Annotated in this window: 11 protein-coding genes; 6 read left to right on the top strand and 5 right to left on the bottom strand. The window is 65.9% G+C overall.

The genetic code is table 11. The annotated features are described in order from the left end of the window. Window positions 1-99 precede the first annotated feature (99 nt). Window positions 100-1,761: a M28 family metallopeptidase gene (locus ABWW33_RS24830; RefSeq protein ID WP_510182393.1), complete on the bottom strand. Its 1,662-nt coding sequence runs from the start codon at window positions 1,759-1,761 to the stop codon at window positions 100-102. Window positions 1,762-1,930: 169 nt separating this feature from the next. Here ABWW33_RS24830 and ABWW33_RS24825 point away from each other — a divergent pair, with 169 nt between their 5' ends. Next, a complete protein-coding gene (locus ABWW33_RS24825) occupies window positions 1,931-2,731 on the top strand; it encodes a DNA-formamidopyrimidine glycosylase family protein (RefSeq protein WP_353404175.1) in 801 nt (266 codons plus the stop codon). Here the strand turns inward: ABWW33_RS24825 and ABWW33_RS24820 are convergent. Next, entirely contained in the window at window positions 2,673-4,073 is a 1,401-nt protein-coding gene (locus ABWW33_RS24820) for a GntP family permease (protein ID WP_353404174.1), read from the bottom strand. The two genes, ABWW33_RS24825 and ABWW33_RS24820, sit on opposite strands and share 59 nt — an antisense overlap. A gap of 123 nt (window positions 4,074-4,196) precedes the next feature. Between ABWW33_RS24820 and ABWW33_RS24815 the strand changes: the two genes are divergently transcribed. From ABWW33_RS24815 to ABWW33_RS24795, 5 genes are all read left to right on the top strand, one after another. Then, the gene (locus ABWW33_RS24815) at window positions 4,197-5,336 is read left to right on the top strand and encodes a branched-chain amino acid ABC transporter substrate-binding protein (RefSeq protein WP_176655461.1); all 1,140 of its coding nucleotides are present in this window, start codon (window positions 4,197-4,199) and stop codon (window positions 5,334-5,336) included. Between the two features lie 93 nt (window positions 5,337-5,429). After that, window positions 5,430-6,581, top strand: a complete 1,152-nt coding sequence (locus tag ABWW33_RS24810) for a TIGR04552 family protein (RefSeq protein ID WP_176655460.1) — start codon at window positions 5,430-5,432, stop codon at window positions 6,579-6,581. 50 nt (window positions 6,582-6,631) lie between these two features. Next, complete coding sequence (locus tag ABWW33_RS24805) at window positions 6,632-7,681, top strand: hypothetical protein (protein ID WP_353404173.1); 1,050 nt, start codon at window positions 6,632-6,634, stop codon at window positions 7,679-7,681. Window positions 7,682-7,743: 62 nt separating this feature from the next. Beyond that, window positions 7,744-8,751, top strand: coding sequence for a hypothetical protein (locus tag ABWW33_RS24800; RefSeq protein ID WP_353404172.1), 1,008 nt, complete (start codon window positions 7,744-7,746; stop codon window positions 8,749-8,751). Window positions 8,752-8,780: 29 nt separating this feature from the next. Further along, a complete protein-coding gene (locus tag ABWW33_RS24795) occupies window positions 8,781-9,209 on the top strand; it encodes a hypothetical protein (RefSeq protein WP_353404170.1) in 429 nt (142 codons plus the stop codon). 54 nt (window positions 9,210-9,263) lie between these two features. Here ABWW33_RS24795 and ABWW33_RS24790 read toward each other — a convergent pair whose 3' ends face one another. From ABWW33_RS24790 to pepN, 3 genes are all read right to left on the bottom strand, one after another. Then, a complete protein-coding gene (locus ABWW33_RS24790; protein ID WP_353404168.1) occupies window positions 9,264-12,419 on the bottom strand; it encodes a S8 family serine peptidase in 3,156 nt (1,051 codons plus the stop codon). A 14-nt stretch (window positions 12,420-12,433) separates the two neighbouring features. Continuing rightward, entirely contained in the window at window positions 12,434-13,174 is a 741-nt protein-coding gene (locus ABWW33_RS24785) for an NF038120 family PEP-CTERM protein (protein ID WP_353404166.1), read from the bottom strand. Between the two features lie 423 nt (window positions 13,175-13,597). Next, window positions 13,598-16,252 carry an aminopeptidase N gene (gene pepN / locus ABWW33_RS24780; RefSeq protein WP_353404165.1) on the bottom strand — a complete coding sequence of 885 codons (2,655 nt, stop codon included), beginning with the start codon at window positions 16,250-16,252 and terminating at the stop codon, window positions 13,598-13,600. Window positions 16,253-16,267 lie beyond the last annotated feature (15 nt).

Genomic DNA, 16,267 nt, shown 5'->3' with positions numbered 1-16,267 from the left:
CGCGTAGCTCCTTGATAGTGAACCTGCAAAAAAAAGACGCGCCGGCTTTACAGCGGGCGCGTCTCATTCTATTGCTTTTTAAGCAAATAGCAAAAGCTTTTACCTGGTGCGGCGCGACGAGCTTGCGTCACGCACGGCGCGGAACTCGGCGTCCGCCGCCCAGTTCGGCCAGTCCTTCGATTCAGCCAGGTCGCGGCCCAGCGAGTACAGCATGCCGAGGTCGTGCGCCATGCCGGTGAACGGCCATTGCGCGCTCCACTCGTCGGACGGCTGGTGGTAGTTGTTGCTGTTGTAGTCCTCTTCCGCCTTGCGGCCGGCCGCCAGGCCGCCGTCGACCCAGTCGTCGCCGGAGCCGAAGGAGATCGCCGGCACGCCGCGCTTGGCCAGCGGGAAGTGGTCGGAACGGAAGAAGTGGCCCGCTTCCGGTTTCGGATCGGGCGCGTAGGCCAGGTCGAACTGTTTGGCCTTGGCCACCAGCTGGTCCAGCAGATCGAGCTTGGCGCTGCCGGAGATGGTGAAGTTGCGCGCCGGGCCGTACGGGCTCAGCGCATCCATATTGATCATGCCGGCCGTTTCGGCCAGCGGATACAGTGGATTGGCGGCGTAGTACTCGGAGCCGAGCAAGCCCTTCTCTTCTGCGGTGACCGCCAGGAACAGCACGCTGCGTGCCGGTGCCGGCGCCTTGCCGTAGGCGCGCGCCAGTTCCAGCAGCGCGGCGATGCCGGTGGCGTTGTCGACCGCGCCGTTGTAGATCTTGTCGCCCTTGGCGTCCGGCTGGCCGATGCCCAGGTGGTCCCAGTGCGCGCTGTACATCACGGTCTGGCCGGGCTGGCTGGCGCCGACGATGCGGCCGGCGACGTTCTTCGACACGATGGTCTGCGCGTCGACCGCATAGCTGGCCGACAGGGTCACGGCCTTCAGCTGCACCGGCTTGAAGTTGCGGGTTTGCGCCAGCTTCTTCAGCGCCTCGAAATCCTGGCCGCCGCGCTTGAACAGGTCGACCGCGAGGTCGCGCTGTATCCACGCTTCCATCGGCGCGTGCGCCATGCCCGGCTGCTTGCGGACGATGTCGTACATGACGTTGGTGTTGGAATTCTTGACCGTCGGCCAGCCGTAGGAAGCCGGCGCGGTCTCGTGGACGATGATGGTGCCCAGCGCGCCGCGGCGCGCCATCTCCTCGTACTTGTAGGTCCAGCGGCCGTAGTAGGTCATGGCCTTGCCGCCGAAGTCGCCGACGCCGGTCTCGAAGTCGGGATCGTTGATCAGCACCACCGCCAGCTTGCCCTTCAGGTCGAAGCCCTTGAAGTCGTCCCACTTGCGCTCGGGCGCGTTGACGCCGTAGCCGACGAACACCAGCGGCGCGTTGCGGAAGTCGACGTGCCTGCTGCCGTTCATCGCGGCGCGCACGGCCATGTCGTCGCCCTGCTTCAATTCCTGGCTGGTGTTGCCGTCGCTGACGGTCAGCTTGACCGGGCCCTTGATCTCGAAGCGGCCCAGCGGTACATCCTGGGTCCAGCTGCGCTGGGTCTTCTGGCCTTTGAGCAAATCGCCGCCCGGTTGCAGGCCGGCGGCCTTGAACTGCTCGATGAGGTAGTTGACGGTTTTGGTTTCGCCGGCCGTATTCGGGCCGCGGCCCTCGTATTCATCCGACGACAGCACTTTGACATCTTGCGACAAACGCTTGGCATCGAACTCCGGCCCGCTGGCTGCCTGCGCGGTGGCGGCTGCTATCAGCGAACAAATGAGCATGGTGTTTTTCAAATCAAGTCTCCATAATTATTTTTAAACTGCCCGGCAATACTGACATGAAATCAACTAACCGGCAATCAACATAAAGCGACAACCGTACTCGCCCCATGGTGGTGCAGCGCACGGTAGACACCGCTGCCGCAGCGCACAATGAAATCCACACAATACGCCGGAGGCCGTCATGCCAGAAGGTCCATCAATAGTGATACTGCGCGAACAGGCCGCCGGCTTCGAGGGCCGCACCATCGTGCGCGCCAGCGGCAACAGCAAGGCGGTCGATTACGCCGCGCTGGAAGGCCAGCCGGTGCTCGCGCTGCGTACCTGGGGCAAGCATTTCCTGATCCAGTTGCCTGATCTGGCACTGCGCATCCATCTGATGATGTTCGGCAGCTACCGCATCAACGAGCGCAAGGAGACGGCGCCGCGCCTGAGCCTGGGCTTCGACGACGGCGGGGAGTTGAATTTCTACGCCTGCTCGGTCAAGCCGGTGGCGCAGGACCTGGACAGCGAGTACGACTGGCGCGGCGACGTGATGAACGATGCCTGGGATCCGAAGCTGGCGCTGGCCAAGCTGCGCGCGGCGCCGGACACGCTGGCGTGCGACGCGCTGCTGGACCAGGCCATCTTCGCCGGCGTCGGCAACATCATCAAGAACGAGGTGCTGTTCCGCATCCGCGTACATCCGCTGTCGACGGTGGGCGCGCTGCCCGCAGCCAAGCTGCGCGAACTGGTGGCGCAGGCGCGCGCATACAGTTTCGATTTCCTCACATGGAAGAAAGCCTATGTGCTGAAGCAGCACTGGCTGGCGCACACCAGGAAAATCTGTCCACGCTGCGACATCCCCTTTCACAAGGGACACTTGGGCAAGACCCACCGCCGCAGCTTTTTCTGCGCCAGCTGCCAGCGGCAATATCCGCAGCCGCTTACACCAGCCCGGTCAGATAGTAGACCGCGATCACAAAGAACACCGCCGTTGTCTTGATCAGCGTGATGGCGAAAATCTCCTTGTAGGATTCGCGGTGCGTCAGGCCGGTGACGGCCAGCAGCGTGATCACGGCGCCGTTGTGCGGCAAGGTGTCCATGCCGCCGCTGGCCATCGCCACCACGCGGTGCAGCACGTCCAGCGGGATGTTGGCCGCCTGCGCGCCCTTGATGAAGGCGTCCGACATCGCCGCCAGCGCGATGCTCATGCCGCCCGAGGCCGAGCCGGTGATGCCGGCCAGCGAGCTGACCGACACCGCCGCGTTGACCAGCGGATTGGGCACGCTGCGCAGCGCGTCGCTGACCATCAGGAAGCCCGGCAGCGAGGCGATGACGCCGCCGAAGCCGTATTCCGAAGCGGTGTTCATCGCCGCCAGCAGGGCGCCGCCGACGGCGGCCTTGGTGCCCTCGGCGAACCTGCTGCGGACGCGGCCAAACGCGGTCGCCACCACCAGCAGGATGCCCAGCAGCAGCGCGCCCTCCACCGCCCAGATGCCGACCACCGCCTTGATCGGCAAGGTGACCGGCGCGTGCAGGCCGGGCAAGGCGTCCGCCGTCAGCGCGTACGATTCGCCGTACCAGCCGGGGATCAGCTTGGTCAGCGTGAAGTTGGCCACTCCGACCAGCACCAGCGGCGCCAGCGACAGCAGCGGATGCGGCAGGCCGGCGGTGTCGGCGCGCGGCTGGTCCTTGTCCACGCTGGCGCCGTAGCCTTCGCCGGTGGCCATCGCCGCGCGGCGGCGCCACTCCAGGAACGACAGGCCGACCACGATAATGAACAGCGAGCCGATGGTGCCCAGCCACGGCGCAGCCCAGCCGGTGGTCTTGAAGAAGGTGGTCGGGATGATGTTCTGGATCTGCGGCGTGCCCGGCAGCGAATCCATGGTGAACGAAAACGCCCCCAGCGCGATCGCGCCCGGCATCAGGCGCTTGGGGATATTGCTCTGGCGGTAAAGCTCGGCCGCGAACGGATACACGGCAAACACCACCACGAACAGCGACACGCCGCCGTAGGTCAGCAAGGCGCAGACAGTGACGATCACCGCGTTGGCGCGCGAGCGGCCGATGTACTTGATCGCCGCGACCACGATGGATTCCGAGAAGCCGGACAATTCGATCAGCTTGCCGAACACCGCGCCCAGCAGGAACACCGGGAAATACAGCTTGATGAAGCCGACCATCTTGTCCATGAAGATGCCGCTGAACACCGGCGCCACGGCGCCCGGATCGGTCAGCAGCACGGCGCCCAGCGCGGCCACGGGAGCGAACAGGATCACGCTGTAGCCGCGATACGCGGCCAGCATCAGGAATATCAGTGCGGCAAGCACGATCAGGAAGGACATGCGGGCTCCGGGCGGCGTTGTTTTGGTTGGCGCATATTGTAGAGTCAAACGCCGGCGCTCGCTGCACGGCTGCGATATGCCATTAGAATGGTTGCAACCTATCACTTTTGAGAAGGACCACGCATGCGCCTGACCACTCCGCTGTTGATCCTGCTGCCCGTCAGTCTGGCCTGCCTCGGCGCCCAAGCGCAGGAGGTCGTCCGCATCGGCAGCGCCTCGCCGGTCTCCGGTCCCAGCGCTCACCTCGGCAAGGATACCGAGAACGGCGCCCGCATGGCGGTGGAAGACCTGAACGCCGCCGGCTTCACCATCGCCGGCAAGAAGGTGCAGCTGGTGCTGGTGGCGGAGGACGACGGCGGCGATCCCAAGCAGGGCACGGCGGTGGCGCAAAAGCTGGTCGACGCCGGCGTGGCCGGCGTGGTCGGCCACCTCAATTCCGGCACCACGGTGCCCGCCTCGCGCATCTACAACGCCGCCGGCATTCCACAGATTACGCCGTCGGCCACCACACCGCAGTACACGCACCAGGGTTTCAAGGGCGCGTTCCGGCTGGTGGCCAGCGACAGCAAGGTCGGCGCCGCGCTGGGCCGCTACGCGGTCACCACGCTCAAGGCCCAGCGCATCGCCGTCATCGACGACCGCACCGCCTTCGGCCAGGGCCTGGCGGACGAGTTCATCCGCGGCGTCAAGGCGGCGGGCGGCGCCGACGTGGTCAGCCGCCAGTACACCAACGACCGCGCCACCGACTTCAACGCCATCCTTACCCAGATCAAGGGCCGCCAGCCGGACGTGGTGTTCTACGGCGGCATGGACGCGGTGGCCGGGCCGCTGCTCAAGCAGATGAAGTCGCTCGGCATCAACGCCCGCTTCATGGGCGGCGACGGCATTTGCTCGGAGCGGCTGGGCGAGCTGTCGGCCGGCGCCTCGGGCGACAACCTCGTCACCTGCGCCGTGGCCGGCGGCGTCACGGGGGCGCAGGAAAAAGGCTATGCCGACTTCGTCGCCCGCTACCAGCAGCGCTACAAGCTGACCTTGCAAACCTACGCGCCCTACGCCTACGACGCCGTGATGGTGCTGGCGACGGCGATGCGCAACGCCGGTTCGGCCGACCCGCGGCGCTACCTGCCGGAACTGGCCAAGGTACGCTACCGGGGCGTGACCGGCGATATCGCCTTCGACGCCAACGGCGACCTGGCCGACGCGGCCATGACCATCTACACCTATCGCGGCGGCCGCAAGACCAAGCTCGACGTGGTGCGCTGACGCCGCCGGCCGGTGTTGCGCCTGCGGCGGTGCAGCATTGACCTGGCCTGACGAGGCTGCGATACTGAATTATCGCAGCCTCCGCCTGATGCCATGTCCGAACTCAAAGCCTCGCTCAAATGCGGCGGCAAGTTCTCGCTGAACTGGAACTATCTCAACGCAATCGCCAACGGCGTGTCGGCGATCGACCTGGGGGCGCTGGCCTTGCGCAATCTGCACGACGCCCGCCAGTTCGTGCGCGAATACGGCTTCGACCTCGACCAGCCGGCCGCGCCGGTGCTGATACGACGCGCCCATCGCGAGGCGGTCGATTTCATCTTGTGCACCTTCCTCACGCCCGAGCAGGCGGAGCTGATCCCGGCCGAGGTCAGCCATCCCGACGACCCGCTGCACTTGCTGGTGTACGCCTCGCTGCGCGTGCAGCACGTCGACGCGCGGCGCATGTGGTCGTGCGCGGTGCTGAAGGTCATGCACGGCATCTTCTACATCGACAACAACCTCAAGCTGCGCCACTTCCACGCCATCCGCGCCCAGGTGTTCGGCACGCTCGACGAAGTGATACGGCACGACGGCGAGCGCCACTACCTGACCGACGGCGAAATGTGCCTGCCGATGCTGCACTACGACCGCAAGGACAACAAGGGCCGCAACAGCATCCTGCTCAAGCTGCTGCAAAAAGCCGCCTACCTGGCCGCCGACATCTTCGACCATCTCGGCGTGCGGCTGGTGTTCGCCACCCGCTTCGAATGCCTGCTGGCCTTGCGCACGCTGCAGCGCGCCCACCTGCTGTCGGTCACCAACGTCGATGCCGAGCGCACCCGCAACACGCTGCTGGACCTGGAAGCGGCCAAGCAGGTGTTCAACAAATACCGCGCCCAGCTCGAGCACAGCGGCGAAGACTATCCGGTGGAGCTGCTGCGCACCATGGACGCCGAACTGGCCGAGCTGGCGCAGCCGCAAACCCGGTGCGACAACCCGCACAGCGGCAGCGGCTTCAACAGCATCCAGGTCACGGTGCGCAAGATGATCCACGTGCAGCAGCTCGATGCCGGCCCGGAGCAGGACTACGACGTCGGCTTTTTCTTCGAGTATGAGATCCAGCTGATGGACGAGGCCAGCTACCAGCGCAGCCTGACCGGCCCGGCCAGCCACGACGCCTACAAGAAACGCCAGGTCGACACCGCGCGCACCCGCGTGCTCGGCCGCGACCTGATACGCTGGATCGACGGCCAGGTTGCAAACTAGACAACTGGCTGCAATCCCTATACTATGGCGCCCTCTTGAAAAAGGACGCCATGCTACCTATCCGCACTCCCCTACTGATCGCCGGCCTTGCCGTGTTGCTGTCCGCTTGCGGCGGCGGCTCCGCCGGAACCGCCGCCCCGTCCATGCCAGCGCCGGACGCCACGCCCAAGGTCGATCTTCAGCCCGCCATGGGCGACTTCTATTCCTACAAGGAAGTCTATGTGAACACCTCGCCGGGCAACACCGCGCCGCCGGCGCCGCTGCTGTGGTATGTCGACATCCCGACGTCCGTCAACGGCGACGGCACATGGTCGGAGACCAGCACCAACGACGATGCCTATATACGGCGCGCCACGAGCATACTCAGGGCCGACGGCAGCACAAGCAGCTTCATCAACGGCGCCTGCACCACGACGTACGCATCCCCCACCGGCACCAGCCTGAAAGACCTCGCCGTGGGCGTCAGCTGGACCACGGCGCTGGCGCCCGCTCCGACCTACTCGGCGGGATGCACGCCCAGCACCTATCCCACCGCAGGCACGCGACACGGCGAAGTCGTCGCCGAGGAAACGCTGACGGTTGCCGCAGGCACCTTCAAGACGCTCAAGGTTGTCTCCAGCGCGAGCACCAGCTATGCGAGCGGAAACAAGACGGCGACTGAGTCCACCATTTGGCGGGACAGCGTCACACGCCGCGTCGTCAAGGAAAATTACAGCAGCACGTCGACGACGGCGCAGGGCAAAGTCAGCTCCTACACCGCCGCGATAGAACTGCAAGGCTATGCGGACGCCAAGCGCGGACGCCAGAGCCTGAATGTCGAGCGCTTCGCCGGTCCGTGGTCCGGCTCGTACTCCGGCTCGTACAGCGGCAGCTGCTCCGGGCAGATCTCCACTGACGGCGTGCTGGATGCGGCCTGCGGCGGCGGCCAGTTCAGCATCCACGGCAGCGTCGACGCGCGCGGCCAGGTAACATTCTCGCTGAGCTCTGGCGGCGTGTCCGGCCCCGTCTTCAGCGGCAGTTTCGAATCGCCGCTGACCATCAACGGCACGTGGAGCGCCGGCGCCGGCGTCTCCGGCAACTGGACCTTGAACCACCTGTAAAACAGTGCGCCATTAAAACGGCGCCGGCTCTACCATGTGCTTTTCGGACAGGGAGAGCGACGATGCGCGCGTTGTTGTGCACCGGACTGCTGGCCGCCGCGCTGTGCGGCGGCGCGGCGTTCGGCCAGGAGCCCCCGCCCCAGCGGGTGACGGTGACGGCCACCCGCGATCCGGTCGATAAATCCTACCGCAAGATGATCGCCGGCATGGACCGCTACCAGCGCGAACGCGCGCTGGCGCCGCAGTCCACGCTGCGCTTCGAGCTGCTGCCGCGCCTGCCCACCACGCGGCTCGACGGCATCACCCTGCGCGTGGTCGGCGACACGCTGTCGTTGCCGGTGACAGTGGCGGCCGATCACACTTTCACGCTGGAACGCAACGCCCAGGCGCTGGAGCAGGACGCGGCACTGGTGGCCAGCAGCAAGACCAGCACGCTGACCTGGCGTGCGCAGGTGCGCAGCCCGAACGTGCCGGCCGGCATGCGGCGGCTGGGCGACCTGCGGCTGGAATGCCGCGTCGGCGTCGAAGCCGGCCTGCTGTCGAACAACGCCAAACTGTTTGCCTGGCTGGGCGAACTGTTCACCGATGCCGACCGCGTCTGCAACGCGCCAGACGGCAACTACCTGTTCTTCAGCGAACGGCCGCTGTTCGGCGTCACGCTGCATGACGGCGCGCGCAGCGAGATGCTGCCGTTCGACCGGCTGTATGCGGGCGGCACGCAAACGCCGGACACCCTGCCCTACTGCGACTGCCAGGTATTGCTGGACCGCAGCTACTATGCGCCGGTGTGGGACCGCGGCTGGTCCGACGATACGCTGCTCGAATTCGACTACATGGACGATCCGCCCGGCGCCGCCGACACCGCCGTCGCCCCCGGGCTGCGCGGCATGGAACAGATGCGCGCGGCGCTGGGTCCGGCCACCGTGCAGCGCTTCGACAGCGGCTACCAGGTGTGGCGCTACCGCTACCCGTCGGCCGTCCGGCGCGATCCGCCGGCGTATGCCGACTTCGTCATCCTGTTCGGACCGGACGGCGTCGCCCGCAAGGCCCGTTTGAGCGAACGCTTGTAAAGCCGGCCGCATAGGATCATCATGGCTTGATGAAAACCTATCCCCACTTTCTCCGTCTGGCGGGCGCCGGCCTGATGCTGCTGGTTGCAGCCGCCTGCAACAGCGCGCCGCCGGCCGTCCAAGGCAGCGAAGGCAGCGCCGCGCTATGGCAGCGCATCCAGTCCACCAATGCAGCCAACAGCTGCGAGCGCGACAGCCAGTGCCACAGCATGGGTGTCGGCGCCAAGGCCTGCGGCGGGCCGGAAAGCTACCTGGCCTGGTCGGACAAGAACGCCGACGCCGCCAAGCTGAAACAACTGGTCGAACAACACGCGGCAGCCCGCCGCGACGAAGACGCGCGCGCCGGCCTGATGTCCACCTGCCAGGTGACGCCGGATCCCGGCGCCACCTGCCACGCCGGCCGCTGCGAACTCAGGACGCTGCAGCCCGGCCAGCCTGGCGGCGGCAGCCAGCAATAGAAAAAGCCCCGCAGCAAACAGCCTGCGGGGCCCTTCTTCCTACAGCCGGAACAATCAGTCGGCCAGCACTGGCTTGCTGCGTGCGCTCTGGAACAGCGGCAGCGGATCGGTGGTGTCGACATCGATCACCGTCGTTCCCTGCTTGACGCCGCCGATCAGGTAGTTCACCACGCCCACGTGACGCTTGCCCACCGGCAGGCCGGACCAGCTCATGCCCACCGAAGCGGTGCCGCCGATGGTGGCCGCGCCAGGCATCAGCACCTTGAAGTTGCCGCCGGTCGAAGTAGGCTGCACCACCCAGCTCGACAGTGCATAAGTCGCCTGGCCGCCCACCGGCGCATAGCCGATCACGCACACCTTGTAGTCGCCCGCCGCCGGCGCCAGCAGCTGCAACGCCTCGTTGGCGGTCGAGCCGCCGCTGCTGCCGACCGCGGTCGTGCCCTTGACCACGACCAGGTCGAGGTCGGAGTGGCCGTTGCCGGTCGTGTCGGCGTCGAACAGCGCGAAGCGCGCCATCAGCGTGCCGGCCGGGATGGTCACCGTATGCACGTTGACGCCGGTTGCGCCGCCCGCCGCGCACTGGCTGGTGGTGTTGGCCGCCGTGTTGGCCTGGCCGACGACACGCGATTCCTGGACCGCTGGAATCAGGCCGCCCTTGACGCTGCTCATGCTGCCGGCGAAACCGGTGCCCACGGTCAGGATCTTGCTGCCGGTGGTCGCTTCGCTATACACCGACGCTGCCGCCGCCAGCGCGCTGCCGCGCACGGTCAGCGGGCTGCGCACCGTGTGCACGCCGTCGGTCCATACCAGCTTGCCGTAGACCCAGGTGTCGATCGGCGCGTTGGTGCGCGTGATCTTGACCGTGAAGGTGCCCTTGGCGCCCGCGCCCAGCACCAGCGTTGCCGGCTGCACGTCGACCGTGTAGCCCGGTACCGAAGCGGCGGCGTTGTAGGTCGCGCTGGTGGCGCCGACGTTGGTGACGGTGCGGGTCAGCGTCATCGAGCCGAGGACGTTGCCGGCCGTCAGCGAAGCCAGGTTCAGGTTCTGCGCGGTGATCGGTCCGCCGGCCGCCGAGCATTGCGCCGCCGTGTAGACCAGGTTCTGGCCGCACAGGAAGCGCACGTAGTCGACCGGCGCGATGTCGTACACCAGGCCGGGATCGGCCGCCGAGGTCGGCGCGATATGGCCGGCGCCCTGGCCCCACGGCAGGGTGCCGGTGGTGCGGGCGGTGGCGTCCCAGGCCATGGCGCCGTTCTGGCCGTCGGCGAAGGTGTCGGTCGCGGTGGTCATCAGCGCCGATTTGATGGCGGCCGGGGTCCAGTCCGGATGACGCTGCTTCAGCAACGCGGCGATGCCCGCCACGTGTGGCGACGCCATCGAGGTGCCGGTGTAGAACGCCCAGTTGACCGATGGCGCCACGCCGCCGGCGGCTACGGCATTGCGCTGGTCGCGGGTCAGGTCGGCGGACACGGCGGCCAGGATGTCGGTGCCGGGCGCGGTCAGGTCGGGCTTGAGGATGTTGGCGTTGGCCACGTTCGGGCCGCGCGACGACGAGCCGTTCATGATCGGCGCCTTGACGGTGGCGTCCAGCGCGGCGTGCAGGTTGCCCAGCGAGCCGGTGGCGCCGGCCGGATTGGCGGCGATGTAGTTCTTGACCACCGCGCCGTCTTCCTTGGTGATGTGGATCGTCGAGATCGAGTGCGCCTGGTTCAGGATGGTGGTGGCGCCGCCCTCCACGTTGGCGATGATCACGCCGACCGCGCCGGCGGTCTTGCCGTTCGCGCTCTTGTTGACCAGCACGTTGTTGCCGCGGTCGCAGACCAGGATCTTGCCCGACACCTTGGCCGGATCGAGCAGGGCGGGCTGGCCGTCGGCCGCGCCGAAGCAGCGGCTCAGATTGATGTCGGCCGGATCGACGCCGGCCAGGCCGGCGTCCTTGGCCAGGATCAGCGGCGCCGACGGGGTGTTGGCGTTGCCCGAGGCGCCGCTGACGGTGGCGCCGCTGCCCAGCACGGCGTCGGCCAGGTAGATACGGTTGTGGGTCGAGTTGCCGACCGTGGTCAGCCACGGGCTGATGTGGGAGGCCGGCGCCGGCGCGGTCGAGGTCGGACCGGAGTTGCCGGCCGAAGCGGCGACGAACACGCCGGCCGCCGCCGCGCCCAGGAAGGCTTGCTCGGTCGCTTCGTTGAAGGTGCCGCCGCCGGAGCTCGGGCCGATCGAGAAGTTGATGACATTGACGCCATCCTTGACCGCCTGGTTGATCGCCGAGACGCTGTTGGACGTGGCGCAGCCGTTCTTGGCGGTGGCGCCGTCGGTCCAGCACACCTTGTAGGCGGCGATGCGCGCGCGTGGCGCCATGCCGGTGATCTTGCCCAGGTTGACGCCGCCGGTGGTCACCGTCACGCCGTTGTTGCCGCCGGCGGTGCTGGCGGTATGGTCGCCGTGGCCGCCCGACCCTTCGGTGCCGGCCACCGAATCGCGCGCCGACAGGAACTCGGTCCAGTGCAGCGTCTGCGACGGCGCCTTGTAGTAGCGCGCGCCGATCAGCTTGTTGTTGCAGTTGTTGGCGCCGAAGCCTTCGCCGATGTCGCAGCTGCCCTTCCAGCTGGCCGGCGGCGCATCGTAGACGCGGGTCGCCCCGCTGTGGCTGGGGTTGCCGTTGTCGTCGACGCGGTCGGCAAAGCTCGGCTGCTCAGGCCAGATGCCGCCGTCGACGACGCCGATGATCATGTTCTCGCCGGACGCGCCCTTGCCGCCCAGCTGTTCCCACAGGCCGCCGGCCTTGTCGAGGCCGAGGAAGCTCGGGGTGTAGCTGGTGTCGAGCTCCATCATCGAGTCGGCGGTGATGGCGGCCACGCCGCTGTTCTTTTTCAGCGCACGCACTTCATCGTCGGTCAGCATCGCGGCAAAGCCGTTGAACACCACGTCGTACTTGTGGGTGATCTCGGCGGCGCTGATGGTGTTGATGACGTCGTTCTGCTTGGCGTCCAGGTAGGTGAGGTAGGCCTGCACGTCGGCGGCGTCGACATCGAGGCGCTGGCCTTGCGGCGGCATGGTGGCGGCCAGCCCGGCCACCTGGCCGGTGTAGGTGGCGACCGGCTTGTCGGTCAGCTGCACGATGTACGAATGGCGCTCGGCGTCGGCGAAGGCCGAACTGGCAACCGTCGCCAGCAGCATCAGGACTGCGGAGGAAATAGGACGAAGTTTCATGTATGGTCTCGTGCTCAGGCGTTGATCGAAGCGGCTTTTTTTGCGCGGCGGCGCGACAGCAGGCTGATGACGGCCAGGCCCAGGCCCATCATGGCGTAGGTTTCCGGCTCCGGCACGGCGGCCAGGTTCAGGTTGTCGATGCTGAACTGCGCCTGGTTGCCGGCCGGGTGGACGCAGCTGGCGCCGTCGAACAGGCAGGCGCCGATGGTCACGCTGCTGAAGGCGGTGCTGCCGAAGTCATGGCTCAACGCGGCGCCGAGGAAGGGCGACTGGCCGCCGATCAGCGCCGGGAAATCGTAGTTGAAGGAGACCGTGCCGCCACCTACCTTTTGTCCCACCACCGTCATCTGGCCGTAGGAATAGCCGGCCAGGCCGCCGACCGGCGGCAGGAAGGCGTAGTCCACGCTGTAAAGGCGGAATGCCTGGTTGTCGGCGCGGCTGACCTTCAGGGTGCCGTCGTTGAGACCCATGTAGAAGTAGCTGCCGTTGCCGGTCGGGCACGCGGCAATTTCGCACAGGTAGGGATCGCTGCCGTTGCCGACGCCGCCGGCGAAACCGGTGCCGGTCTCGCTGGCCGGGGTATCGATGACCGTCATGTTGTAGCCGGCTTCGCTGAAGGTCTCGGTGCCGTTGTAGATGGCAGAGCCTATCGTTTCAAAGTTGATGGTGTCCGCCATGGCCGGTGCGGCGCCCATCAGCGCCAACGCGCCGAACGTAGCGGCGCCGATCGTTTTCAGTTGCGTGAAATGGTTCATTCTCTTGCCTTGTGGTTTGGTTAAGCCATGGCCCGCCCGGTCTGTGCGCCAGCTGGTACCCGTTTCTACTTTTTAAAAAGTAACAATTAATATATCAAACGAGCACCGCAGCAATGCTGAAATGCTAAGCTTAATTGTTTTCTTATGTTTCAATAAAACCAAACAAAATACGGCTGGCGCTATGTAAGCGAGGTCATCCACTAGTCACAAAATCATGTTAATTTTGGTATATTTGTGTTGTTATTTCACAAAAAACAGCAAAGATACTGAAAATTCGTATCGCATTGAAATAACCAGTAAAAAATAGTCATCGTCCGCTAAATGCGTATATAAAGATGATTTTATGCGGTCATCGAACGACAACCGGCGGGGTAAAAAAAAAGCCAGCCGGACGGCTGGCTTTCGAGGTCTAACGACCGGCAATTAAAATACTGTCATCGCTTTCTTAATGGCAACACAGCGTTCATCTTCCTGATGAGTCACCAAAAGGGAACGTTTTGTGCCAGCAGACAAATCTTTCAATTTAACAATTGTCGCTTGCAAACGCTGGACGCTGGCCGGCGTGCACGTGGCCGGTATCATCGAGGTGGCGTAGCTGCGCATAAAGACCGGGCCGGCATCCTTGTCGACCTGGCCCAGCGTGGCCAGGCGCTGGTTGGCGCTCAGCTCGTTCAAGGCGCCCTGCTCGGCCGGATACATGCTGCTCATGGCCGTGCGGATCTTGGAGAACGGCAGCTTGGTCTTCAGGTCGGCGATCGTCGCCAGCCATTCGGCCTTGACCTTGGCGTCCGGCTGGGCCACGGTGGCGGCCAGCGCGGCTGACTGGCCGCTGTCGGACTTGTCGCGCTCCTGCTCTGCCGCCAGCAAGGCCGCCGCGCCCGGATAGGCGTAGCGGTTCAGGTGGCCGACGATTTCCCAGCGCACGTCCTGGCTGACGTTCAGTCCCTCCACCACCAGCTTGCCGCTGAGGATGTCGGCCATCTGCTGCAACGCGGCCGGGCTGCTGCCCACGCCCATGAACAGCGAGAACCAGCGGCGCTGGAAGTTCTTGTCGCCGCTGGACGCCTGCATGGCGGCAAACGCCATCTGCTCCAGCTGCGCGCCGACCTGCGCGTTGTAGGCCGCGGCGGACGGTCCCATCAGGTCCAGGTAATGCTTGGACGCGCGGATCTTGCCGACGATGTCGCCCAGCAAGGTGTAGTCCTTCTCGGCCGGCGCATTGGCCAGCGCGGTCTTGAGGAAGTCGTTGAGCGGCAGTTTGGCATCGCGCACGCTGTCCCACAGGCTTTGCCAGAGCATCGAGCGCAGCAGCGGATCGTCCACCTTGCTCAGGCTGGCCTGCGCGGTGGCGAACGACTTCTTGTCCAACTGCACCTGGGCATAGCCCCAGTCCTGGTAGTTCGGATACACCAGGTCCGGACAGGCGGCGCCCTTCAGTTCCGGCACGGCGGTGCTGGCGCCCTGGTAGGTGACGGCCACGTTCTTGCTCAGCGCAAGACCCTGCGCGCCCAGGTTGAACAGGCCGATCTGCACGCGCTGCTCGCGCAAGGTCGGCATGGCCTTGGTCGGCGCCGCCTGGCGCAGCTTGAAGGCGCTGATCTTGCCGCCGGCGCAGCTGAACTCGGCCGCGATGGTGTTGACGCCAGGCTCGTACAGCCACTGCTTGGTCCAGCCGCTCAGGTCGCGGTGCGCGGCCTCCCCCAGGCTGCCGATGAAGTCGTCCAGCCTGGCGTTCTGGTACGAGTACTTGACCAGGTAGTTGTGCACGCCCTGGCGGAACACTTCCTCGCCCAGCAGGTGGCGCAGCTGCTTCAGGGTCGACGCGCCCTTGGAATAGGTGATGGCGTCGATGTTGTCGAAGGCGTTGGCGGTCGACGGCACCGGCGTCTCGATCGCGTGCGTGGTCACGCGCTGGTCCTGCACGTAGGCGCCCTGCTTGGCGCCCGAATAGAAGCCCTGCCAGGCGTTGCTGAACTCGGTCGATTCGGCGGTCGCCAGGGTGCCCATGAAGGAGGCGAAGGATTCGTTGAGCCACAGGCCGTTCCACCATTTCATCGTCACCAGGTCGCCGAACCACTGGTGGGCCATCTCGTGCATGATGACGCCGGCCAGGCTCTGCTTCTGCGCCGCCGTCATTTCTTCCTTGTACAGGAAGCCGCGCTCGGCGAAGGTGATGGCGCCGGCATTTTCCATCGCGCCGTACAGGAAGTCCGGCACCAGCAGCTGGTCGTATTTCTCGAACTGGTAAGGCACGCCGAAGTAGTTGTCGAAGAAGGCCAGGCCCTGCTTGGTGTACTTGAACCAGTCCTGCGGCGACACCTGCGCCGCCACCGACTGGCGCGCGAACAGGCGCATCGGGTACTTGCCGCTGTTGTCTTCCCACACCTTGTACGGACCGGCGTGCATCGAGAAGTTATAGGTGCTCAGCTTCTTGGTGCGCGGGAAGGTCCAGCGACGGGTAGCGCCGATCTCCTGGATGCCGGTCTCGCGCTTGGTCGACGACACCACCCAGTCGCCCGGCGTGGTGACGGTGACTTCGTACGTGCCCTTCAGGTCCGGCTGGTCGAACAGCGGGAACATCTGGTGCGCCGCGGCCGGCTCGAAGTGCGAATAGGTGTAGACGCGGCCGTCGACCGGGTCGACCATGCGGTGCAAGCCTTCGCCGTTGGTGCTGTGCGGGCGCTGGTAGGCGATGGTGACGCGGTTGCGGCCGGCCTTCAGGTCGGCCGGGGCGATGGTGATGAACCACTGGTTGTATTGCGGCGCGACGGCCTTGCCGTTGACCGTCATGCTGGCGATGGTCGCCTTGTCGAGGTCGATGGTCAGCGGCTGGCTGGCGTCGCTCAGGTCGAAGTCCAGTGTGGTGGTGCCGGAGAAGGTCTCCTTGCCGGTCAGTACAAACTCCAGCGTGTAGTCGACATTGGCCACGCGCGCCGAGCGGGCGGCGGCGTCGGCTTGCGACAGGAAGGCGTTTTCGGCGCGCGTGGCGGTGCCAGCGGCGGCTGTAGCGGCGGCCGGCGCGGCCTGGGCGGTGCTGTAGGCCAGCGCGACGGCGGCAACGATCAATGTTTTTTTCATGTTCTGTCCTTGAAT

It is taken from the genome of Duganella hordei, from assembly GCF_040369125.1.
In the GTDB taxonomy this organism is placed as follows: domain Bacteria; phylum Pseudomonadota; class Gammaproteobacteria; order Burkholderiales; family Burkholderiaceae_D; genus Rugamonas; species Rugamonas hordei.
This window is presented reverse-complemented; position numbering and strand designations above follow the sequence as displayed.

What these genes read in the sequence shown, in the direction of transcription:
- ABWW33_RS24825 (WP_353404175.1), top strand. Translation starts at nt 1,931, where the DNA reads ATGCCAGAAGGTCCATCAATAGTGATACTGCGCGAACAGGCCGCCGGC.
- ABWW33_RS24820 (WP_353404174.1), bottom strand. Translation starts at nt 4,073, where the DNA reads ATGTCCTTCCTGATCGTGCTTGCCGCACTGATATTCCTGATGCTGGCC.
- ABWW33_RS24815 (WP_176655461.1), top strand. Translation starts at nt 4,197, where the DNA reads ATGCGCCTGACCACTCCGCTGTTGATCCTGCTGCCCGTCAGTCTGGCC.
- ABWW33_RS24810 (WP_176655460.1), top strand. Translation starts at nt 5,430, where the DNA reads ATGTCCGAACTCAAAGCCTCGCTCAAATGCGGCGGCAAGTTCTCGCTG.
- ABWW33_RS24805 (WP_353404173.1), top strand. Translation starts at nt 6,632, where the DNA reads ATGCTACCTATCCGCACTCCCCTACTGATCGCCGGCCTTGCCGTGTTG.
- ABWW33_RS24800 (WP_353404172.1), top strand. Translation starts at nt 7,744, where the DNA reads ATGCGCGCGTTGTTGTGCACCGGACTGCTGGCCGCCGCGCTGTGCGGC.
- ABWW33_RS24795 (WP_353404170.1), top strand. Translation starts at nt 8,781, where the DNA reads ATGAAAACCTATCCCCACTTTCTCCGTCTGGCGGGCGCCGGCCTGATG.
- ABWW33_RS24790 (WP_353404168.1), bottom strand. Translation starts at nt 12,419, where the DNA reads ATGAAACTTCGTCCTATTTCCTCCGCAGTCCTGATGCTGCTGGCGACG.
- ABWW33_RS24785 (WP_353404166.1), bottom strand. Translation starts at nt 13,174, where the DNA reads ATGAACCATTTCACGCAACTGAAAACGATCGGCGCCGCTACGTTCGGC.
- pepN (WP_353404165.1), bottom strand. Translation starts at nt 16,252, where the DNA reads ATGAAAAAAACATTGATCGTTGCCGCCGTCGCGCTGGCCTACAGCACC.